The 21698-nt window shown below is 64.9% G+C and carries 14 protein-coding genes and 1 riboswitch; of the genes, 8 read left to right on the forward strand and 6 right to left on the reverse strand.

Annotation, left to right across the window (positions count from 1 at the left end):
* Positions 1-173 precede the first annotated feature (173 nt).
* Genes bglX through ATE71_RS08620 form a run of 3 tightly spaced genes read left to right on the forward strand, consistent with a single transcriptional unit; the run spans position 174 to position 5325 of the window.
* Positions 174-2492, forward strand: coding sequence for a beta-glucosidase BglX (bglX, locus tag ATE71_RS08610; protein WP_058803058.1), 2319 nt, complete (start codon positions 174-176; stop codon positions 2490-2492).
* 56 nt (positions 2493-2548) lie between these two features.
* The gene (locus tag ATE71_RS08615) at positions 2549-4054 is read left to right on the forward strand and encodes a sulfatase (protein WP_235587969.1); all 1506 of its coding nucleotides are present in this window, start codon (positions 2549-2551) and stop codon (positions 4052-4054) included.
* A gap of 41 nt (positions 4055-4095) precedes the next feature.
* A complete protein-coding gene (locus ATE71_RS08620) occupies positions 4096-5325 on the forward strand; it encodes an MFS transporter (protein WP_058803060.1) in 1230 nt (409 codons plus the stop codon).
* Here ATE71_RS08620 and ATE71_RS08625 read toward each other — a convergent pair.
* From ATE71_RS08625 to ATE71_RS08650, 6 genes are all read right to left on the reverse strand, one after another.
* Complete coding sequence (locus ATE71_RS08625) at positions 5322-8495, reverse strand: efflux RND transporter permease subunit (protein WP_058803061.1); 3174 nt, start codon at positions 8493-8495, stop codon at positions 5322-5324. The two genes, ATE71_RS08620 and ATE71_RS08625, sit on opposite strands and share 4 nt — an antisense overlap.
* A 1-nt stretch (position 8496) precedes the next feature.
* The gene (locus ATE71_RS08630; RefSeq protein WP_058803062.1) at positions 8497-9627 is read right to left on the reverse strand and encodes an efflux RND transporter periplasmic adaptor subunit; all 1131 of its coding nucleotides are present in this window, start codon (positions 9625-9627) and stop codon (positions 8497-8499) included.
* Complete coding sequence (locus tag ATE71_RS08635) at positions 9624-10889, reverse strand: TolC family protein (RefSeq protein WP_058803063.1); 1266 nt, start codon at positions 10887-10889, stop codon at positions 9624-9626. Before ATE71_RS08635 ends, ATE71_RS08630 begins: the two co-directional genes overlap by 4 nt.
* Before the next feature lie 59 nt (positions 10890-10948).
* A complete protein-coding gene (locus ATE71_RS08640) occupies positions 10949-11239 on the reverse strand; it encodes a hypothetical protein (RefSeq protein WP_152998704.1) in 291 nt (96 codons plus the stop codon).
* A 67-nt stretch (positions 11240-11306) separates the two neighbouring features.
* The gene (locus ATE71_RS08645) at positions 11307-12257 is read right to left on the reverse strand and encodes a winged helix-turn-helix transcriptional regulator (RefSeq protein WP_058803065.1); all 951 of its coding nucleotides are present in this window, start codon (positions 12255-12257) and stop codon (positions 11307-11309) included.
* Between the two features lie 105 nt (positions 12258-12362).
* Complete coding sequence (locus tag ATE71_RS08650; protein WP_235587970.1) at positions 12363-14651, reverse strand: TonB-dependent receptor; 2289 nt, start codon at positions 14649-14651, stop codon at positions 12363-12365.
* Between the two features lie 108 nt (positions 14652-14759).
* Here ATE71_RS08650 and ATE71_RS08655 point away from each other — a divergent pair, with 108 nt between their 5' ends.
* Genes ATE71_RS08655 through ATE71_RS08675 form a run of 5 tightly spaced genes read left to right on the forward strand, consistent with a single transcriptional unit; the run spans position 14760 to position 21316 of the window.
* Positions 14760-15734: an NAD(P)H-dependent flavin oxidoreductase gene (locus ATE71_RS08655; RefSeq protein ID WP_058803067.1), complete on the forward strand. Its 975-nt coding sequence runs from the start codon at positions 14760-14762 to the stop codon at positions 15732-15734.
* Complete coding sequence (locus tag ATE71_RS08660) at positions 15731-17227, forward strand: carotenoid oxygenase family protein (RefSeq protein ID WP_058803068.1); 1497 nt, start codon at positions 15731-15733, stop codon at positions 17225-17227. The genes ATE71_RS08655 and ATE71_RS08660 overlap by 4 nt, the downstream gene beginning before the upstream one ends.
* A 1-nt stretch (position 17228) precedes the next feature.
* Positions 17229-18920 (forward strand): class I adenylate-forming enzyme family protein, encoded by a 1692-nt coding sequence (locus ATE71_RS08665; RefSeq protein ID WP_058803069.1) that lies wholly within the window; start codon positions 17229-17231, stop codon positions 18918-18920.
* A 1-nt stretch (position 18921) separates the two neighbouring features.
* Positions 18922-20151, forward strand: coding sequence for an acetyl-CoA acetyltransferase (locus tag ATE71_RS08670; protein ID WP_058803070.1), 1230 nt, complete (start codon positions 18922-18924; stop codon positions 20149-20151).
* Position 20152: 1 nt separating this feature from the next.
* Positions 20153-21316: an acyl-CoA thiolase gene (locus ATE71_RS08675; RefSeq protein ID WP_058803072.1), complete on the forward strand. Its 1164-nt coding sequence runs from the start codon at positions 20153-20155 to the stop codon at positions 21314-21316.
* A 100-nt stretch (positions 21317-21416) separates the two neighbouring features.
* A riboswitch (cobalamin riboswitch) is annotated at positions 21417-21634 on the forward strand.
* Positions 21635-21698 lie beyond the last annotated feature (64 nt).

The raw sequence follows: 21698 nt of genomic DNA on the forward strand, positions 1-21698 counted from the left end.
CGACGAGTCGCGGGAAACCGCGTCGTGTTTTTTTGATTTGTAACCGGTTTCACGATGACTGTATAGAGAGAAGCGACGCAGATGGATGCAATCGGGGGCCAGCCGGTTTTCCGCCGAAATTCGGCCAATCCGCGTGACAATGTATAAGCAAACCCGACCGGGAAGGACGAATCATGCCGCCGATGAAGCGCAATCTCACATGCCTGACACTGGCCACCTTGATGGTGGCAGGACAGCTCGCCCCAACCCCGCTGCTCGCGAAGCCAGCGTCGAGCGCGACTGAAAGGGCGCCGGTGGATTCGGCGGGCTGGACGCGCGCCGATCCGAAAATGGACCGCTTCGTCGCCGACTTGATGGCAAAGATGACGCTGGACGAGAAAATCGGGCAATTGTCGCTCCTGACGAGCGACTGGGATTCGACCGGCCCCACGATGCGCCAAGGCTATCAGGACGATATCCGCAAGGGCCGCATCGGATCGATCTTCAACGCCTTCACAGCCAAATATACGCGCGACCTGCAGCGGCTCGCGGTCGAAGAAACGCGGCTGAAAATCCCCCTGCTCTTCGGCTATGACGTCGTCCATGGCCACCGCACCATCTTTCCTATCTCGCTGGGCGAATCGGCGAGCTGGGACCTGGATGCCATTGAAAAGTCAGCGCGAATCTCCGCAACCGAAGCCGCAGCCGAAGGCATCCACTGGACCTTCGCGCCAATGGTCGACGTCGCGCGCGACCCGCGCTGGGGCCGCATGTCCGAAGGCGCCGGCGAAGATGTCTTCCTTGGCAGCAAGATCGCTGCCGCGCGCGTGCGGGGGTTCCAGGGCGACGACCTGAAACGCGTCGATACGGTGCTCGCGACCGCCAAGCATTTCGCCGCCTATGGCGCGGCGCAAGCGGGCCGCGATTACCATACCGTCGATATTTCGGAGCGCACGCTGCGCGACGTCTATCTGCCGCCGTTCAAGGCGGCGGCCGATGCCGGCGCAGCAACCTTCATGACCTCGTTCAACGAATATGACGGCGTGCCGGCGTCGGGCAGCCACTATCTGCTGACCGACGTGCTGCGCAAGAAATGGGGCTTCAAGGGCTTCATCGTAACCGATTACACGTCGATCAACGAAATGGTCTCGCACGGCTATTCGAAGGATCTGGAGCAGGCCGGCGAACAGGCGATCAACGCCGGTGTCGACATGGATCTGCAAGGCGCGGTGTTCATGGACCACCTCGCGCGGTCGGTTGCCGAGGGCAAGGTCGACGTGAAACGCGTCGATGCCGCGGTAAAAGCGATCCTCGAGATGAAGTACCGCCTCGGCCTATTCGAGGATCCCTATCGCTATTCGGACGAGGCGCGCGAAAAGGCGACCGTCTATCGCGCCGATTTCTTCGAAGCGGCGCGCGACGTTGCGCGCAAGTCGATTGTGCTGCTGAAAAACAAGGACGGCGCCCTTCCGCTCGCCGCATCTGCAAAGTCGATCGCGCTGATTGGGCCGCTCGGCGACAGCAAGGAGGATATGATCGGCAGCTGGGCCGCAGCAGGCGACCGCAAGACGCGGCCGGTCACCCTGCTCGAAGGCCTGCAGGCGCGCGCACCCAAGGGAACGACGGTCGCTTATGCCAAGGGTGCGGGCTATCAGTTCACCGACGCGGGTAAGACCGACGGCTTCGCCGAAGCGATCGCGCTCGCGCAGAAATCCGATGTAATCGTCGCCGCGATGGGCGAGCATTGGAACATGACCGGCGAAGCAGCGAGCCGCACCTCGCTCGACCTGCCGGGTAACCAGCAGGCTTTGCTGGAGGAACTCAAGAAAACCGGCAAGCCGATCATCCTCGTTCTGATGAGCGGACGACCGAACAGCATCGAATGGGCCGACGCCAATGTCGATGCGATCCTTGAGGCCTGGTATCCCGGGACGATGGGCGGCCATGCCGTCGCGGATGTCCTTTATGGCGACTATAATCCGTCGGGCAAATTGCCCGTCACCTTCCCCCGCAACGTCGGACAGGTGCCGATCTATTACGACATGAAAAACACCGGGCGGCCGATCAAGCCAGAGGAACCCAACGCGAAATATGTCTCGCGCTATCTCGATACGCCGAACACGCCGCTTTATCCCTTCGGCTACGGCCTCAGCTACACCAGCTTCGCCTATTCGCCGGTGACGCTCGACAAGACGAAAATTCGCCCAGGCGAGCCGCTGACCGCCAGCGTCACCGTGACCAATAGCGGCGCGCGCGACGGCGAGGAAGTCGTCCAGCTGTACGTCCGCGACCTTGTCGGATCGGTGACGCGCCCGGTCAAGGAGCTCAAGGGCTTTGAAAAGCTGATGCTGAAGAAGGGCGAGAAACGAACGGTCCGCTTCACCCTGACCGACGCCGATTTGGCCTTCACGCGGCAGGATATGAGCTGGGGCAGCGAACCCGGGCAGTTCAAGCTGTGGGTCGGCCCCTCCTCGGCCGAAGGGCAGGAAGCCGGCTTCGAGCTGACCGAGTGACGATGCGGTTTCGCCTTCCGGTTGCCCTCGCCCTCCCGCTCGCTTTCGTTTCCGCGGTGGGAGCGCAGCCGGAGCGGCGACCGAACATCGTCTATATTATGTCCGATGATCACGCCTATCAGGCGATTTCGGCCTATGGGTCGCCGCTATCGAAGCTGGCGCCGACGCCCAATATCGACCGGATTGCCAAGAATGGCGCGATCTTCACGCAGAGCTTCGTCGGCAATTCGCTTTGCGGCCCCAGCCGCGCGACGCTGCTCACAGGGCGTCAGAGCAACGCTCACGGTTTCACGCAGAACGGCCAGCGCTTCGACAACCATGTCTGGGTGTGGCCGCGCGCGCTGAGCCAGGCGGGCTATGCCACCGCAATGTTCGGCAAATGGCACATCAACTACTCACCCGACGGCATCGGCTTCGACGACTGGAAGGTGCTCGACGACCAGGGCGAATATTATAATCCCGACATCATCACGCCCAAGGGGCGCAGCATCGTAGAAGGCTATGCCACCGACCTCATCACGCAATACAGCCTCGACTGGCTGAAAAACGGGCGCGACAAATCCAAGCCCTTCGCGATCCTTATCCACCACAAGGCGCCGCACCGCAATTTCATGCCAGCCCTGCGCCATGTACAGAAATATCAGGGCGTGACCTTCCCCGTGCCCGGCAATTATTTCGACGATTATGCGGGCCGCACCGCCGCGGGCACGCAGGAAATGAACATCTATCGCGACATGTATGAGGGGCACGACCTCAAGATGACCGTCGCAAAGGGATCGGCGCAGCTCCGCTACAATCGCTGGCCCGGCGCATTCGACCGGATGACGCACGCCCAGCAGGCCGAATGGGACGCGGCGATGCAGGCCGACAACGACCGGCTCAACGCCGCGCCGCTGTCGAACCGCGACCTCGCGCTGTGGAAATATCAGCGTTACATGCAGCAATATCTGGGCACGATCGCGGCGGTCGACGAAGGCGTCGGTGCGGTGCTCGACTATCTCGGTGAAAGCGGCCTCGATCGGAACACCATCGTCGTCTACACCTCCGACCAGGGCTTCTATCTTGGCGAGCATGGCTGGTTCGACAAGCGCTTCATCTATGAAGAATCGATGCGCACGCCCTTCTTGATCCAGTATCCGGGGCATATCCGCCCGGGCACCCGCATCGCGGCACCGATCCAGAATATCGACTATGCGCCGACTTTCCTCGACTATGCCGGGGTCAAGGGTCCGGCGACGATCCAGGGTCGGTCGATGATGCCGCTACTGACGGGCGGCACCCCGCGCGACTGGCGCAAGGACGTCTATTATCATTATTACGAGTTTCCGGGATTTCATGCGGTACGCGCTCATTATGGCGTGCGCGGCGAGCGATATAAGCTCGTGCGCTTCTATGGCGAAGGCCTCGACGCGTGGGAGTTTTACGACCTCAGGACCGACCCGCACGAAATGGACAACCGGATCGCCGATCCCGCGATGAAGGGCGCGATCGCGCGCATGAAGCGGCGGCTGATCGAACTGCGCCGCGAATATCAAGATACCAGCGGCCCCGCCATTTCCTGAACGGGTTGCGATGACCGCGAGCGAGCGGTAGGCGCAATGGTGTGAGCCCTGAATCTCCCTCCGCGTTCGCGCCCTTCCGTTACCCCGCCTTCCGTGCGATCTGGATCGCGAACCTCGCGTCGAACATGGGGTCGATGATCCAGTCGGTCGCAGCGGCGTGGCTGATGACCGAGTTGACCAGTTCGCACCTGCTGATCGCATTGGTGGCGGCGAGCACGACGATTCCCGTCATGCTTCTCGGAATCTTCGCCGGGGCGATCGCCGACAATTTCGACCGGCGGCGCGTGATGCTTGCGGCGCAGACGGGGATGCTGATCGTTTCGGCCGCGCTGACGCTGATCACCTATATGGGCGCGATTACGCCACTGACCTTGCTGTTCTTCACCCTCGCGGTCGGATGCGGCACCGCGCTCAACGGCCCCGCATGGCAGGCGTCAGTGCGATTGCAGGTCGGGCCGAAGGATCTGCCGCAGGCGATCGCGCTCAACACCATCGCATTCAACCTTGCGCGCAGCGTCGGCCCCGCGCTCGGGGGCCTGTTGATCTCGATCGTCGGCACCGCCGCCGCCTTCGGGCTCAATGCGCTGAGCTATATCGCGCTGATCGTCGTGCTGCTGCGTTGGCATCCCGAGACGGTTCCGCCGCGTCGCATCCCGATGCTGGCCGCCATCGCGGTAGGCCTTCGCTTCTGTGCGCAGTCGGACCCGGTACGCCGCGTCCTGATCCGCGGGTTCGCCTTCGGCTTCGGCGCGGCGGGGTTTCAGGCGCTTCTCCCGTCGCTCGTCCGCGACCGGCTGCACGGCACCGAAATCATCTATGGCCTGTGCCTTGCCGCCTTCGGAGCTGGATCGATTTTCGCGGCGCTGTGGATCGGCGCCGCACGCCGGCGCTGGGGCAGCGACCGCGTCGTGACCGCCGCATCGCTCGTCTTTGCTACCGCGATGCTCCCCGTCGCGCTGACCGCCAGCCTGCCGCCGACGATGATTGCGGCCTTCGTTGCCGGCGGCGCGTGGGTCTCGACCTTGACGACGCTCAACGTCGCGATGCAATTGCGCTCGCCCGAGGATATCCTTGGCCGCTGCCTGTCGATCTACCAGGCGGTGACCTTCGGCGCGATGGCGCTCGGTGCCTATACGCTCGGGCTGGTCGCCGACCTCACCTCGCTTCCCTCCGCAATCCTCGGCTCGGCGGGCTGGCTACTGCTCTCGGCGCTGGTCCTGCGCTTCGTCGCGCCGATGCCGCGGCGCGACGAAGGCAGGCTGCTTCCCTAGGCCCGCCGGCCTCCATGGCGCGCATAAAGCGTCGGCAGCACGAACAGCGTCAGCAGCGTCGCCGTAACCAGCCCGCCGATGACCACCGTCGCGAGCGGCTTCTGCACCTCCGCCCCCGCGCCCGTTGCGAGCGCCATCGGCACGAAACCGAGCGAGGCGACGAGCGCGGTCATCACGACCGGCCGCAGCCTTGCAAGCGCCCCCGCCCTTGCCGCTTCGGCGCGCGCCCTGCCTTCGGCGATCAATTGTTGGATCGACGTCACCATCACCAGCCCGTTGAGCACCGCGATCCCCGACAGCGCGATGAAGCCCACCGCCGCAGAGATCGAAAAGGGCATGCCGCGGAGCGCCAGCGCCAGCGTTCCGCCGACGAGCGCGAGCGGGACACCGGTGAAGACGATCGCCGCGTCGCGTACGCTGCCGAGCGCGCCGTAAAGGAGCAGCAGGATCAGCGCGAAGCACGCCGGAATGACGAGCGCGAGACGAGCGCGAGCCGAGGCAAGATTTTCGAACTGCCCGCCCCATTCGACATATTGCCCCGCGGGCAGGCGCACCTGTTCGCGGATCGCACCCTGTGCATCCTCGACCACGCTCGCGACGTCACGGCCGCGAACATTCGCCTGAACGACCATCCGCCTTTTGCCATTCTCGCGGCTGATCTGGTTCGGCCCGTCGGCGACGGTCAACTCGGCGATGCTTTCGAGCGGCACGAAACTGCCCCCGGGCGTCGGCACGGGGATCTGCCCGAGCGCCGCGAAGTCGGCGCGCGCGGCGTCGGACAAGCGGATGGTGACCGCAAAACGCCGGTCGCCTTCGAAGATCACCCCGGCATCGCGCCCGCCGACCGCCGCGGCGACCGTTTCCTGCAGCGCCGCCGCGGTGATGCCAAGGCCAGCCATCGCATCGCGCTTCGGCCGGATATCGAGCATCGGCAGCCCTTCGCTCTGTTCGACGCGGACGTCGGTCGCCCCCTCGGTCTTCCGCAGCACCCCCGCGATCCGGTCCGCGGTCGCCGCCATCGCATCGCTATCGTCGCCGAAGACCTTGACCGCGACGTCGCCGCGAACCCCGGCGATCAGCTCGTTGAAGCGCATCTGGATCGGCTGGCTGATCTCGAATGCGTTTCCGGGCAGGCCGGCGAGCGTCTTTTCGACCTTTGCCGTCAGATCGGCCCTCGAAAGCCGTGGGTCGGGCCAGTCCTGCCGGTTCTTCATGATGATGAAGGTATCGGAGATGTTCGTCGGCATCGGGTCCGACGCAAGTTCGGCGGTGCCGGTCTTCGAAAAGACGAACTTCACCTCTGGAAGTGCGGCAAGCGCGCGTTCGGCGCGAAGCTGCATCGCCTGACTCTGATCGACCGATGTCCCGGGAACACGCAGCAATTGCGCGGTGAGATCGCCCTCGTCGAGTTGCGGCAGGAATTCCTGCCCCAGCGTGGCATAGGCGACCGCCCCGACGACAAGCGCCGCGACCGCAGCCAGCATCGTCTTCCGTGGCTGCCCCATCGCCCGGTCGAGCCCGGGTTCATAGCGCGCGCCGAGCCAGCGCATGATCCGCCCTTCCTTTTCCTCGACCGGCTTCGACAGCCAGATGGCGAGCATTGCCGGGACGAAGGTGAGCGAAAGGACAAATGCCGCGACGAGCGCGACGATCACGGTCATCGCCATCGGAGTGAAGGTCTTTCCTTCGACGCCCGTCAGCGTAAGCAGCGGAACATAGACGAGGATGATGATCGCCTGCCCATAGACCGAGGGCCGGATCATCTCGCGCGCCGCCGCAGCGACGACGCCGAGACGTTCGTCGCGGTCGAGCGTGCGCCCGAGCCGATGTTGCCGTTCGCCGATGCGCCGCAGCGCATTTTCGACGATGATCACCGCGCCGTCGACGATCAGCCCGAAATCGAGCGCGCCAAGGCTCATCAGGTTCGCCGACACGCCACCCTTTAGCATACCGAAGCTCGTCAGCAGCATCGTGATCGGAATAACGAGCGCCGCGATCAGTGCTGCGCGGAAATTGCCGAGCAACAAAAAGAGGATGACGATGACGAGCAGCGCACCCTCGGTGAGGTTTTTCGCGACCGTCTTGACCGTCGCCTCGACGAGCCTGGTCCGGTCGAGTACCGGCTGGATGACGATATCGGTCGGCAGCGACGCGTTGATTTCGTCTAGGCGCCCGGCCACCCGGCTTGCGACGTCACGGCTGTTCTCGCCGATCCGCATGATCGCGGTGCCCACGACCACCTCGCGGCCGTTTTCGGATGCCGATCCCATACGGATCGCCTGTCCGGTGCGCACGCTCGCGACCTGATCGAGCCGGATCGGAACCCCGCCGCGCGACGAAATCACCGTCTGCGCGAGCTCTGCCGCGCCACCGATTCGCGCATCGGAACGCACCGCGAGCCCCTCGCCGTTGCGGTCGACGACCCCGGCGCCGATCGCGCGGTTGTTCGCCTCGAGCGCAGTCGCGAGATCGCCGAGATTAAGGCCGAGCGCCGCCAGCCGCTGCGTATCGGGGACGACCTGATATTGCTTCACATAGCCGCCGATCGTATCGACGCCCGCCAGCCCGGCGACGGGCTTGAGCAAAGGCGTGACGATCCAGTCCTGCGCGGTGCGCAGATAGGTCGCCTTTTCGGCATCGCCGACCAGCCGGTCGCCCTCGGGCGTGATATAGCTGCCGTCGGGCTGCATTCCCGGTTCGCCGGGCTTGTGCCGGTCGTCCTTGCGATGCGCCATGTGGACCGTCCACATAAAGACTTCGCCCAGCCCGGTCGCGATCGGGCCCATCTCGGGATCGACACCGTCGGGCAGCGCGCGTCCGGCGTCGCGCAGCCGCTCGGCGACCTGCGCGCGCGCGAAATAGATGTCGGTCGCGTCGGTGAACACCGCGGTGACCTGCGCGAAGCCGTTGCGGCTCAGCGAGCGCGTGCTTTCGAGCCCCGGGATGCCGGCGAGCGCGGTTTCGATCGGAAAGGCGACCTGCCGTTCGACCTGTTCGGGGGACAGCGCGGGGGCGCGCGCACTGACCTGCACCTGATTGTTGGTGATGTCGGGGACGGCATCGATCGGCAGGCGGCTAAGGGCCCAGGCGCCGATCAGCGCCGCGATCGCGGTGAGGAGCAGGACGAGCCAGCGGCGCGCGACAGCGAAATTGACGATAGAGGCGATCATGTCAGTGCCCCCCATGTTCGGCTTCACCCTTGGCGAGTTCCGCCTTCAGGGTAAAACTGCCCTCGCCCGCGACGCTCTCGCGGCCCGACAGGCCGGTGACCGTGGCCATGCCGCCGACGCGCGAGATGACGGTCACGCGGACAGCGCGGAATCCCTCCTTCGTGCGGACGAATACGCTCGTGCGGCCCTCGACGGTCTGGATCGCGCTGTCGGGCACGCTCACGGCGTCACCCGCAGCAACGATCCGCAAGTTTGCGGTGACCGGTTCGCCGGGGCGCCAAGTGCCGTCCGCATTGTCAACCAGCGCGACTGCGGGGACAAGTCGTGTTGCACTGTCGAGCACGGGCGACACGAAATGGATGCGCGCAGCGGCCGTGCGCGACCCCGACCTGACCTCGACGGGCGTGCCCACGCGGACGCGTCCGGCGTCGGCCGGGGACAGCGACAGGTTGATCGCGACGCGGTCGAGATTGGCGACGCGGAACAATTCGGCATCGGGCGCGACGGTCTGCCCAAGTATGACGTTGCGCGCGGTCACCTGCCCGCCGATCGGCGCGACGACGCCGATGCGGTTGAGCGCCCCGCCCCCGACACCCGCCGCCGAAAGCTGCTGTCCGGCAAGGCGCGCCGCGATATTCGCCTCGGTCATCGCGGTGCGCGCCGCGATCAGGTCGCGTTCGGGCGAGACCCTGAGCGCGAACAGCCTTTCCTCGCGCGCGAGGTTCGAGCGCGCCAGATTGGCGCGCGCCTGCGCCGCCTCGACCTCGGCGCGCAATCCAGCGGCGTCGCGGCTTTCGATCACCGCAACGACTTCGCCGCGCCCGACGCCCTCACCCAGATTGCGATTGAGCGCGACAACGCGGCCGCCGATCGCTGCCGACACGACCTGCGTCGCCTGCGGGTCGCTTTCGATCGTCGCGGGCAGGCTGAGCACCCCAGCGCCGGGAGTCGAGCTTACGAGGACGATCCCCGCCGCCTTTATCTGTTCGGCAGTCAGATGGACGACGCCTTCGGCTTCGATCTCTTTCGCTTCGGTCTTTGCGGCGGGCGCCTCCGTCTGCTGGCCGCAACCGGCCAGAATGAGCGTCAGCGCGAGCGGCAGCGCCGCCCGATATCGGAACAGGATGGTCATTGATTGTCTCCCTCGGCAGGCAGCCGGGCCGTCAGCCGCGCAAGGCGGGCCACGGCATTATGATAAGCGGCGCGCGCGTCGATGCCGGCCCGGCGTGTGTCGAGCAGCGTCCGTTCGGCGTCGAGCAGGATGAGTTGGTCGAACTTGCCCTCAGCATAGCCGAGTCGCGCGATCCGTGCGGCTTCGGTCGCGGCGGCCAGCGCCGGTTCGGACGCCCGTACCGCGGTGGCCGCACGATCGCGCTCCGCCTCCGCCGCCGTGATCGCACGTTCAGCTTCGAACAGTGCGATCCGGCCTTGCGCGTCGGCGCGGTCGCGCTCGCGCGCGGCCTGTATCACGACCGCCCTGCCGCCGTTGAACAGCGGCAGCGGCACCGATACGCCGAACACCATCGCCTGATCATTGCTCGCCTCCAGCCTACGCGTCCCGGCGATCAAGGTCAGGTCGGGCGCGCGCTGGCTGCGCGCGAGCCGCAATTCGGCTGCGGCCGTGGCGGCATCGGCGGATGCGGCGGCGAGCGTTAGCGTTCCGCGGACATCAACGGGCGCGGCAGGGCCCTGTCCACTCGCCGCCGCCATGTCGAACCAGCGCTGGTCGAGCCCCGCGCGAGCGCTGTCGCCGACATATTGCGTCAGCGTTACGCGCGCCGCGATGGCGGTCCGCAACGCGGTTTCGGCCTGGGCGGTCGCGCGCACCTGCTCCAACGCGGCGCGCTGTTCGTCGATCGGCGAATTGGCGCCGACCATCACCCGGTCGCGGGCGATGCGCAGATTTTCGGTCGTGACCGCAACCTGCGCTTCGGCAACGGCAGCATTTCTTTCCGACGCGATTGCGGTGATATAAGCCTCGGTGACCGCGAGGCGCCGGTCGGCTTCGGCGACCGCAAGGTCGATATAGGCACGCCGGATCCGCACGTCGGCGACCGCGACGCGCGCCGATCGTTTCCCGCCGAGCTCGATCGGCATAGCGAACGTCACGGTCGTCTCCGACTCGTCGAACCGGCGGTAGGGCCCGGTCCCAAGCGCATTTTCGGTGTCCACGCTGACCGACGGATTGGGACGGAGCCGCGCGACGCCACGCGCGGCCTGCGCGGCCCAGACGCTCGCTTCGGCCGCCTGTGTCAGCGGGGTCGTCACGCCGGCGTCTGCCAGCGCTTCGTCAAGGGTGAGTATGTCGCCGCCCGCAGACGGGGGCGCGACTTGCGCCTGCGCCGGCCAGGCACAGAGCGGCGCGGCCAGCATGGCCGCCCATAATGATTTCATCGTGATTTATCCTGAACAAGCCAAAATCAGCCGCCGGATATCCGGCAGCGCGGGCAGGGTCAGGCGATCGGGGGCCGCAGGTTGGCGCCGGGAATCAGTTGCGGCACGAAATCATGGCCGGCGGCATAATTGACACGATGAAGCGGCAGGTGCGCGACGACACCACCGTCCGCCGGACTGCCGACCTGATGATGCCCATGGCAGCCGTGGCCGTGCAGTCCCATCTTGTCGGAATCGTTTGCGGGTTCACCATCGCTATGCCCGGCATCTTCGGCGCAAGCCTCCGCAGCGACCGGCACCGGCGCCTCGGCGGCATGCGCGATGCTCCCCAACCCGATGGACAGGGTCATCAGCAAACCGGTCAGGAGGCGCATCAGCGACCGCATGCCGCGCCTATAGGGGGTGACGCGATTAATGTCACGCGCCGCCCGCGCCATCATCGGCCGTTTCGATCGTGAAGCGGCTGTTCGCCAATTGCAGTTCGTCGCCGCAATGACTGCATGCCGCGATCATGTGCAGGTCATGGCCGCAAGTGCGGTGCGTGAGCAGCAGCGGCGGCCCGCGCTCGTCGGCGAACCAGCGATCGCCCCACTGTAGCAGCGCGAGCAGCACGGGATAGAGGTCGCGCCCCTTGGCGGTCAGGCGATATTCGACGCGGTCCGCGTGGCTCGAATAGGGCACGGTTTTCAAAATGCCCTGCCGAACCAGCCGTTCGAGCCGGCCGGTCAATATGTTCGTCGCCATCAGCGTGTCGCGCTGGATATCGTCGAAGCGGTTTATGCTGGTAAACATCGCGCGGACGACGAGCGTCGCCCAGCGGTCACCGAACAATTCGATCATCGTGTCGACAAGCGGACGACCACCCGGCCGCCGCGCGCCGACTTCGCCGTTGAAGCGCCGCCGCTCGTAATGCGGGACGACTTGCGCGAGCCCCGGCCCCTCGCACCAGTCGACGTCACGCGGGTCGATTTCGGCCCGGCAGTGCGCGCACACCGGAACCGGCTCGGACGCATGGCCGCAACTCTTATGGTTCAGGCGAACCTGAAAATCGCGGCCGTCGGCCTCCCAGCGATGCTGCCAGCGCAGCATCATCAACGCATTGGGGAATTGGTCCCGCCCCTTTTGAGTCAAAACATAGTGAAAACCGCGCCCGCCCTTCTTGGGGATTTTGGCGAGGCAATCCTCTTCAACCAGCTTCTTGAGGCGACCGTTGACGACCGACCGCGCAAGACCGGTGCGCGCGACAAATTCGTCGAAACTGTGGGTACCGAGGAAGGCCTGTTCCATCAACAGCAAGACGGGGACGTCGCCGACAACATCGAGCGCGCGCCAGATCGAACAGGCCCTGATCGTGCGATCGTGTTTCAAATAAGCCGTCCTTACCCTTTCCCGCCCCTAAACCACGACGGTTGGATCGACAAGGCTGGCACCTGCGACAGGGGAGAGCGGCGCCGAACCGCCCTCCCTGCTGGATCAGAAACGCCCGGTCAGTTGCACCGCGATCGTCCGCGGCCGGTCGACGATGCCGTTATACGCGTTGCCTGCCCCTCCGGTGATCGTCGTCGCCAGCGGCATCGAGCTTGCGGTCTGCAAAATCCGCTGGTTGGTGAGATTGCGGCCAATCAGTGCCACCTCCCAGCGATCGTCGATCTGGGCGAGCGCAAGCCGTGCGCCCAGCTTCACATAGCCGTCCTGATGCGTGCGCGGGTCGAGGTTCGCCGCCGCGATATAGGAGGAGGAGAAGTCGGCGTTGAGGTTGAACGCCACCTTTATGTCGCTCGTCACCGGCGTCGTGTAATCGAGGTTCAAATTCCCCGACCATTTCGGGCTCAAGGCGTTGCGCTTGCCCGAATAGTCGCAAAAGCCGTTCGCGTCCGGCGTCTGCAGATAATAGCATTGCCCGTCGGTAAAGTTCGAAAATTTGAAATCGAGATAGGCGACCGCGCCGCTGATCGTCAGCCCGGGTGCAACCGCCGCGCGGAAATCGGCCTCGACGCCCTGCGTGCGCGCTTCGGCGGCGTTGCGAACGTTGAAGTTCAGTGTGCCGTCGAAGATGTTTACCTGAAGATCCTTGTAGTCGGTGCGATAGACCGAGAGATTGAAGGCGATATTCCGCCCCTTGTACTTCAGGCCCGCCTCGAAATTGTCGGCACTTTCGTCCTCGAATTCAAATGCGCCGGGCTTGGCTACGGTGGTCGAACCCGGCAGCGAGTTGGACCGAATATCGAAACCGCCTGCCTTGGTGCCCTTGGCATAGGACGCGTAGAGCATCAGATCATCGGTCGCGTCATACTGGACGTTGACCATGGGGTTGAAGCTGTCTTCACTGAGCTTGCCCGACACGCTGTGCGCTTCGATATTGAGCGCACGGAACACCGCCGCGACGACGGGCGCCGGCGCGGTGCTGAGTGGTCCCTGCACGATGGCGAGGCTGCGGCTGCCGCTCTTCTTTTCATGGTTGAACCGCGCGCCCGCGGTGATGCGAAGCTGGTCGGTGACCGACAATTCGCCTTGCGCAAAGGCGGAGATCAGGTCCGATTTCTGCGTATAATCGCGGTCGTTGCTGGTGTCGCCCAGCGCGTTGAACGGCGCGCCGAGCGCGAGGAAGGTCGGGTTGAACAGGGTGAAATCCTGCACGTCGAGCTTGGCGTGCTGGTAATAGACGCCCGCGATATAGTTGAATGCCTGCGTGCCCGGCGAGGTCAGGCGCAGTTCCTGGCTGAACTGGCGGTAATCCTCGCGCAAATTGGTGCCGTCGAGGAAGCTGATGCCCGAAAAATCGACATCGACAATCTCGCGCGTCTTGTAATCGAGCAACGACGAAACCGACGTCAGCGTATGCTCGCCAAGTTCCAGGTCGGCGTTAAGTGTCGCGCCGAACACCTTGTTCTTGCTCTCATACCCATTGTCCTCGCGGACATAGTCAGGGTCGGTGCTGACAAAAAACGGTCCTTGGAACACCGTGTTGTAAATGCCCACCGCGCCGAAAACGTCGCGCGGCTGCCCCTTCATCTCGAAATCGGCATATTCGAGCTTGAGCTCGGCCGCGAACGGCCCGCCCTTGTCGAACTCAAGCTTGCCACGCACATAATATTCATCGACGTTCGGCTCTTCGCGGTCGAGTTTCTGATTGTAGAAATAACCGTCCATCGAGCGGTGATAGCCGACGACGCGCGCCTCGATCCCGTCGCTCAGCGGGCCCGACAGGACACCGGTGAGCTGCACCTCCTTATGGTTGAATTCGTATAGGCCGCTGACCGAGCCTTCGAATTCGTCGGTCGGGCTCCGCGTCGTGATGTTCACCGCGCCCGCGATCGCATTCTTGCCGAACAAGGTCGGCTGCGGCCCGCGCAGCACCTCGACGCGCTCCATGTCGACCAGCGGCAGGCGCGAGAGCTGGTCGCGGCCGTAATAGACGCCGTCGACGAACATCGCGACCGACTGTTCGAACCCCTTGTTGTCGCCCGATGCGATGCCGCGGATCGCGATGCGGTTGGCGATCGCGGTCTGGGTAATTTTCAGGTTCGGGACCGACGAGCTGATCTGTTCGAGGTTGGTCTGTCCGTAATTTTCAACCTGCTTGCCGCTGACCGCCGAGATCGAGATCGGCACGTCGGACAGGCCTTCGGCGCGCTTTTGCGCGGTGACGATGATTTCCTCAAGCCCGCCCTGATCGTCGGCGGCGGGCGCTTCCTGGGCAAAAGCGGCGACAGGACTGACAAGTGCGGATGCGGCAAACAGCGCGACCAAATGCGTTTTCATGAACACTCTCCCTCCCACCATCGTCGAGCTGGCCCCGCGATGTTTTTCTGGTCTTGCGAGTCTTATCGTCTTTAAGTATCGTTATGCAAGTAAGATAATTGGGAGAGCATGACAGTGCCGAAAAACGGCCTTCCACCCGCCTTGACGCGCAATTTGCGGCTGCCCGCGATCGCGGCGCCGATGTTCCTCGTCTCGGGGCCCGAGATGGTGATCGCCGCGTCGCGCGCGGGCATGATCGGCAGCTTCCCTGCCCCCAACGCGCGCACCTCGGCCGATCTTGAGGATTGGGTCAGCCGCATCGACGCGGCGTTGTCGAACGATCCCGACGCCGCGCCTTGGGCGGTCAATCTGGTCGTCCATCCGTCGAACAGCCGCCTGCCCGAAGACCTCGCCTGTGTCGTGCGCCACAAGGTACCGTTGGTCATCACCGCGCTCGGCAGCCCGGCGCGGGTGGTCGAGGAAATCCACAGCTATGGCGGGCTGGTGTTCGCCGACGTCAATTCGGTCGGCTTCGCGCGCAAGGCCGCTGCTGCCGGAGTCGACGGACTGGTGCTCGTCGCGGCGGGCGCCGGCGGGCATACCGGCGCGACTGCGGGCTTCGCCTTTGTCGAGGAGGTGCGGCAGTTCTGGGACGGCCCGCTCGTGCTTGGCGGCGCGATTTCGACGGGCCATGCAGTGCGCGCAGCAGAGATTTTGGGCGCCGACCTCGCCTATCTCGGCACGTCGCTGATCGCTTGTGCCGAGAGCATGGCGGCGCCCGGATACAAGGATATGATTGTCGCCGCGGGGGCCGAAGACATTGTGCCGTCGAAGGGCATCACCGGCGTCACCGCCAACTGGCTGAAGCCCAGCCTGATCGCCGCGGGATATGACCCCGCAAACATGCCCGAGGACAAGCGCCCAAACTTCTCCGACGCGCAGGACGACGCGAAGGCGTGGAAGAATGTCTGGTCCGCCGGGCAAGGCGTCGGGGCGGTGCGCGGCGTCGAACCCGTCGCGGCCATCGTCGATCGCCTCGTTTCCGAATATGATGCCGCCGCCGCAAGGCCGCGCTTTGCCCCTGTTGAAGGAGTCCCCGCATGACCGCCGAGCTCGTCGAGACGATCGAAACCACGATCCAGCCGAACGACCATCCGTATATGAAGGGCGCGTGGCGCCCGACCTATAATGAATGGAATGCGATCTTTGCCAGTGGCGATGCCGAGGTGATCGGCAATATCCCGACCGACATCGACGGCGTCTATGTCCGCACCGGCGAGAACCAGATCCACGAGCCGATCGGACGGTACCACCCGTTCGACGGCGACGGTTTCATCCATGCAATCTCGTTCAAGGACGGCCGCGCGAGCTATCGCAGCCGCTTCGTGCGCACAAAAGGCTTTCAGGCCGAAAAGGAAGCCGGGCGGTCGCTATGGGCGGGGCTGATGGAACCGCCGCACAAGTCGACGCGCCACGGCTGGGGCGCGCAGGAGTGGCTCAAGGATTCGTCCTCGACCGACGTCGCGATCCACGCGGGGAAGATCATCTCGACCTTCTACCAGTGCGGCGAAGCCTATCGGCTCGATCCGTTCACGCTCGAACAATATGGCACCGAAAGCTGGGTGCCGCTCGATGGCATTTCGGCGCATTGCAAGGTCGACCTTGCGACCGGAGAATTGATGTTTTTCAATTACTCCAAACACGCACCTTATATGCATTATGGCGTCGTCGACGCCGACAACAAGCTCAAGCATTATATCCCGGTGCCGCTCGCCGGGCCGCGCTTGCCGCACGATATGGCGTTCACCGAAAATTACACGATCCTCAACGACATGCCGCTCTATTGGAACGAGGAATTGCTCGAAAAGAACCTGCACGTCGTGCAGTTCCACCCCGACCAGAAGACGCGCTTTGCGATCATCCCGCGCCACGGCCAGCCCGAGGACATTCGCTGGTTCGAAGCCGAACCGACCTACACGCTGCATTGGCTGAACGCGTGGGAGGAAGGCGACGAAATCATCCTCGACGGCTATTATCAGGAAGAGCCGATGCCGAAGTCCTATCCGAACGCGCCCGAGGGGCTCGAGCGGATGATGGCCTATCTAGATCAAGGATTGCTCAAGCCGCGGCTCCATCGCTGGCGCTTCAACCTCAAGACCGGCGAGACCAAGGAAGAGCGGCTCGACGAGCGCGACCTCGAATTCGGGATGTTCAACCACCGCTATGCGGGCAAGCCGTACCGCTACGCCTATAGCGCGATCCCAGAACCCGGCTGGTTCCTGTTCCGCGGCCTCGTCAAACACGACCTGAACGCCGGAACGAGCGAGGAATATGAATTCGGCCCCGGCCGCTTCGGCAGCGAGGCGCCCTTTGCGCCGCGAATCAACGCGAAGGACGAGGACGACGGCTATCTCGTCTCTTTCATCGCCGACCTTGAAACCGACAAGTCCGAATGCGTCCTGATCGACGCCAAGAATATCGCGGCGGGACCGGTGTGCCGGATCATCCTGCCCGAACGCATCTGTTCGGGAACCCACAGCGTCTGGGCGAGCGGCGACGACATCGGCATGGGTCCGAACAGCGTCCTGGCTGCCTGAGATGATCGTCGCGGGAGAGGAAAAGCGGCGACAATATCGGACAAGCGGCTGGTGGGGCGACCAGACCTTTGCCGATCTGTTCGCCGCCAATGCGGCGGCGCATCCTGAGCGGCTTGCGCTGGTCGATGCACCGAACCGCGCCGACTTCGCGTTCGGTGAGCCGCGGCGGCTGAGCTATGCCGAGCTGGCGGCCGAGATCGACCGGATCGCGGGCGCGCTCGTCAAGGCCGGGATCGGCAAGGACGACGTGCTGCTCGTCCAGCTTCCGAACATCAGCGAGTTCGTCGCGCTCTATTTTGCAGCGGCAAAGATCGGCGCGATCGTCAGTCCGGCGGCGGTGCAATATCGCAGCCATGAGCTGAAGGGCATGATGGGGGTCGTTGCGCCCAAGGCCTTCGTCTGCGCCACGCAGGTCAAGGGCTGCGACCATGTTGGCGTTGCAGCACCTCTGCTCGACGGCATCCGTTTTATGACCTTCGGCCCCAACCCGCCAACGGGCGCGCTCGACCTTTCGACCGCCGACGGCGACGCCGCAGCCCTCGCCGCGCATGTCGCGGCGAACCCGATCGATGCCGACGACATCTTCACCATCTGCTGGACCTCGGGCACCACTGGCGTCCCCAAGGGCGTGCCGCGCAGCCACAACCACTGGATTGCGGTCGCAGCCGCGGGTTATGAGGCGATGAAGGTCGGGCCGGGAGACGTCCTGCTCAACCCCTTCCCGCTCATCAACATGGCGAGCATCGGCGGCATCACCATGTGTTGGCTGACCAGCGCGGGGACGATGGTGCTGCACCATCCCTTCGACCCCGGCGTGTATCTGAAACAGATCGCGACCGAGCGGCCGAGCCTGACGATCGCGCCGCCGGCGGTGCTCAACATGCTGCTCCAGAATGAGGCCCTGCTCGCATCGGTCGATCTCTCCAGCCTGCGCGTCATCGCCTCGGGCTCGGCGCCGCTCGCGCCAGCAATGGTCCGCGGCTTTCAGGAAAAGCTCGGCATCATCATCGTCAATGTGTTTGGGTCGAACGAGGGGATGAGCTTCATCACCGGCGAAGGCGACATGCCCGACCCCGACAAGCGTGCCAGCCTGTTTCCCCGACGCGGCACCTATCAGCCTCCCTATGGCGAGGGACGCGCGTCCAATATCGAGAGCCGCCTCGTGCCGCCGGGCGGCGGCAATCCGATCGAGGAGGATGGCATCGCGGGCGAGCTCCAGATTCGCGGGCCATCGCTGTTCGAAGGCTATCACAACGCACCCGACCGCACCGCCGAAGCCTTTACCAACGACGGCTGGTTCCGCACCGGCGACCTGTTCGAGATTGCCGAGGGCGGCGACTTCTACCGCTTCGTCGGGCGCTGCAAGGATCTGATCATCCGCGGCGGCGTCAATATCTGGCCCGAGGAAATCGATCAGCTCTTGGGCGGCCATCCTTTGCTCGCCGAAGCCTGCTCCTTCTCGCTACCGTGCGCGAAGATGGGCGAGCGGATCGGGCTCGCCTATGTCCCGCGCGGCGGCGAGGATGTTAGCCTGTCCGATGTCACCGATTATCTGCGCGAAAAGGATCTCGCGGTCTTCAAACTGCCCGAACGGCTGTTCCTATTCGACGCTTTGCCGCGCAACGTCACCAACAAGGTGATGCGCAGCGAAGTGCGCGAACGGGCGCTCGCCACTCTCGAAAAGGAAGCCTGACATGGCGAAAGATGTCTTCATCCTAGGCGGCGCGCAGACCGACTTTTCGCGCAACCTCGAACGCGAAGGCGGCGGGCTGTTCGAGCTTTTCCGCGAGGTTGCCGAAGCGGCGTTCGTCGCGACGGGCATCGAACCGAAGGAAGTCGAAACCGCGCACGTCGGCAATTTCGTCGGCGAGCTGTTCGCAGGACAAGGCCAGCTCGGCGGTTTCTTCGGCCATGTCCACCCCGATCTCGCGGGTATCCCCGCGTCGCGCCACGAGGCCGCCTGCGCCTCGGGCAGCATCGCGATCCTCGCCGCCGCCGCCGAAATCGAGGCTGAACGCTATGGCCTCGCGCTGGTGCTCGGGATCGAGCTGATGCGCAACGTCCCCGGCCAGCGCGCGGCCGAATATCTGGGCGCCGCCGCCTGGGCGGGCCGCGAGGCGCAGGGGGCGCGTTACCTGTGGCCCTGGATGTTCGCACGCGTCGCCGAGGAATATGAGGAACGCTTCGGGCTCGACCGCGCGCATCTGCGCGGCATTTCGGCGAACAATTTTGCCAATGCGAAGAAGAATCCGAACTCGCAGACGCGCGGCTGGGCGGTCACCGACGATCATCTCGGCGAGAATGACGAGGTCAATCCGCTGATCGAGGGGTCCTTGCGCAAGTCCGATTGCGGACAAGTGACCGATGGTGCCGCCGCGATCTTCCTCGCGTCACGCGAGGTCGCCGAGGCTTATGCAAAACGGCGCGGGATTTCGATCGACAGCATCCCGCGCATCAAGGGCTGGGGTCATTCGACCGCCCCTCTGCTCTATTCGACCAAGGTCGCTGGCAGCCGCGGCGAGCCCTATGTCTTCCCCAGCGTGCGCAAGGCGATGATGGACGCGCTCCGCCGCGCCGAGATGCCCGACATTTACGCGTGCGACGGGGTCGAGGTGCATGACTGCTTCTCGATCACCGAATATATGGCGATCGACCATTTCGGTATCACCCCGCCGGGCGAAAGCTGGCGCGCGGTCGAGGATGGCACGATTGCGCTTGGCGGGAAACTGCCGGTCAATCCGTCGGGCGGGCTGATCGGGCTCGGCCACCCGGTCGGTGCCACCGGCGTCCGTATGCTGCTCGACAGCTGGCGACAAGTCACCGGCAATGCGGGAGACTATCAGGTCGAGGGCGCACGCAACTTCGCGACCTTCAACGTCGGCGGCAGCGCGACCACCGCGGTCAGTTTCGTCGTCGGCACCTGATTTGACCGACGTCTATCTGTACGATGCAGTCCGCACCCCGCGCGGCAAGGCGCGGCCCGACGGCGGACTGGCGGCGCTGAGTCCGCAGGAACTGGTGCGTCAGCAGGCGGCGGCGCTAGCGGCGCGGTGCGGCGATATCGCGACGACGCCCGATGCCCTGCTACTCGGCTGCGTCACGCAGACCGGAGCACAGGGCGGGCATATCGCACTGGTGTCTAAGCTACACGCCGGGCTGCCCGACCAGACCGCCGCGCACAGCATCAATAATTATTGCGCATCGGGATTGTCGGCGATCGGCCAGGCGGTCGCGAAGGTCGCGAGCGGCGAAATGACGCACATTCTGGCGGGCGGCCTCGAATCGATGAGCGCCACCCAGTTTTTGAGCGATCGCGCGACTTTTTATACCAACAACGAACTGCCGCCGCGCGCGCGCTTCGTGCCGCCGGTACTCGGCGCCGACCGGCTCGCGCACGCCGAGGGCATCACGCGCGCCGAGCTCGACGCGGTTACGCTCGCCTCGCAGCAAAAGGCCGCAGCGGCGGAGCAGGATGCGGCATTGCAAGCCTCCCGCATCGCGACCGGATCGCTTAACGGCGAGGAATGTATCCGGCCGCAAACGAGCGCCGAATCACTCGCTGCCGCTCCGGCGGCGTTCGGCGAATTGCAGGCGCAATATGCGGGCGCGCTCGAGGGCGCGAGCTTCGAGCCCCTTCACAGCATCGCGCACGCACCGCCGATCTGCGACGGCGCGGGGCTGGCGCTGGTCGGCGGCGAAGGGTTAGGCATCGCGCCGCGCGCGCGCGTGATCGCCTTTGCCGAGAGCGGCGGCGACCCTGCCGCCTCGCTGACCGCGGGGTTCGCGGCGATGGACAAGGTCCTGACGCGCGCCGGGCTGACGCTGGTCGACATCGACAGGATCGAGTTCATGGAAGCCTTTGCCGTCACCATCGCCAAATTCCTGCGCGACCGCGATGCCGATCCAGCGCGGGCCAATGTGTCGGGCGGGCATCTCGCCAAGGGCCACCCGATGGGCGCGAGCGGCGCGATCCTGACCTCGACCCTGCTCGACGCGCTCGATGCGTGCACCGGGCGCTACGGGCTGGTTGTGCTGACCGGCGCGATGGGGGTCGGCGCGGCGATGGTGGTCGAGCGGGTAGGAAGCTGACCCAAGGTTCGCCATCCCGGCGAAGGCCAGGACCTGCCGCACAGCAAATCTCCATTGCACCTGCACCGCATTGCGCTATGGGCGGCGCGTGCGGGCTTGCCCTGCACATGATCGCGCCGGTGCCCGAGAGGGCTTAATAGGGAACGCGGTAGGCGCGCCGAACGGCGCACCGAAACCGAGGCTGTCCCTGCAACTGTAAGCGGCGAGCGAGATGCACCGGTTCGAGGCTTTCGGACCAGCCACTGGGATCACCTGGGAAGGCGTGCATCAAGCCCTGACCCGCGAGCCAGGAGACCTGCCGGCGTGGGTCGCTCAATGCCAAGGTCCAGGGAAAGGCCGCGGCACGGAGGTTTCCGTCGAGCGACAACCAGGCGGCCGGAGC

This window comes from Sphingopyxis sp. H115 (assembly GCF_001468465.1).
Lineage (GTDB): Bacteria > Pseudomonadota > Alphaproteobacteria > Sphingomonadales > Sphingomonadaceae > Sphingopyxis.

Coding starts and splice junctions, on each gene's coding strand:
- bglX (WP_058803058.1), top strand. CDS start 174: ATGCCGCCGATGAAGCGCAATCTCACATGCCTGACACTGGCCACCTTG.
- ATE71_RS08625 (WP_058803061.1), bottom strand. CDS start 8,495: ATGATCGCCTCTATCGTCAATTTCGCTGTCGCGCGCCGCTGGCTCGTC.
- ATE71_RS08630 (WP_058803062.1), bottom strand. CDS start 9,627: ATGACCATCCTGTTCCGATATCGGGCGGCGCTGCCGCTCGCGCTGACG.
- ATE71_RS08635 (WP_058803063.1), bottom strand. CDS start 10,889: ATGAAATCATTATGGGCGGCCATGCTGGCCGCGCCGCTCTGTGCCTGG.
- ATE71_RS08640 (WP_152998704.1), bottom strand. CDS start 11,239: ATGACCCTGTCCATCGGGTTGGGGAGCATCGCGCATGCCGCCGAGGCG.
- ATE71_RS08650 (WP_235587970.1), bottom strand. CDS start 14,651: ATGAAAACGCATTTGGTCGCGCTGTTTGCCGCATCCGCACTTGTCAGT.
- ATE71_RS08655 (WP_058803067.1), top strand. CDS start 14,760: ATGACAGTGCCGAAAAACGGCCTTCCACCCGCCTTGACGCGCAATTTG.
- ATE71_RS08660 (WP_058803068.1), top strand. CDS start 15,731: ATGACCGCCGAGCTCGTCGAGACGATCGAAACCACGATCCAGCCGAAC.
- ATE71_RS08665 (WP_058803069.1), top strand. CDS start 17,229: ATGATCGTCGCGGGAGAGGAAAAGCGGCGACAATATCGGACAAGCGGC.
- ATE71_RS08670 (WP_058803070.1), top strand. CDS start 18,922: ATGGCGAAAGATGTCTTCATCCTAGGCGGCGCGCAGACCGACTTTTCG.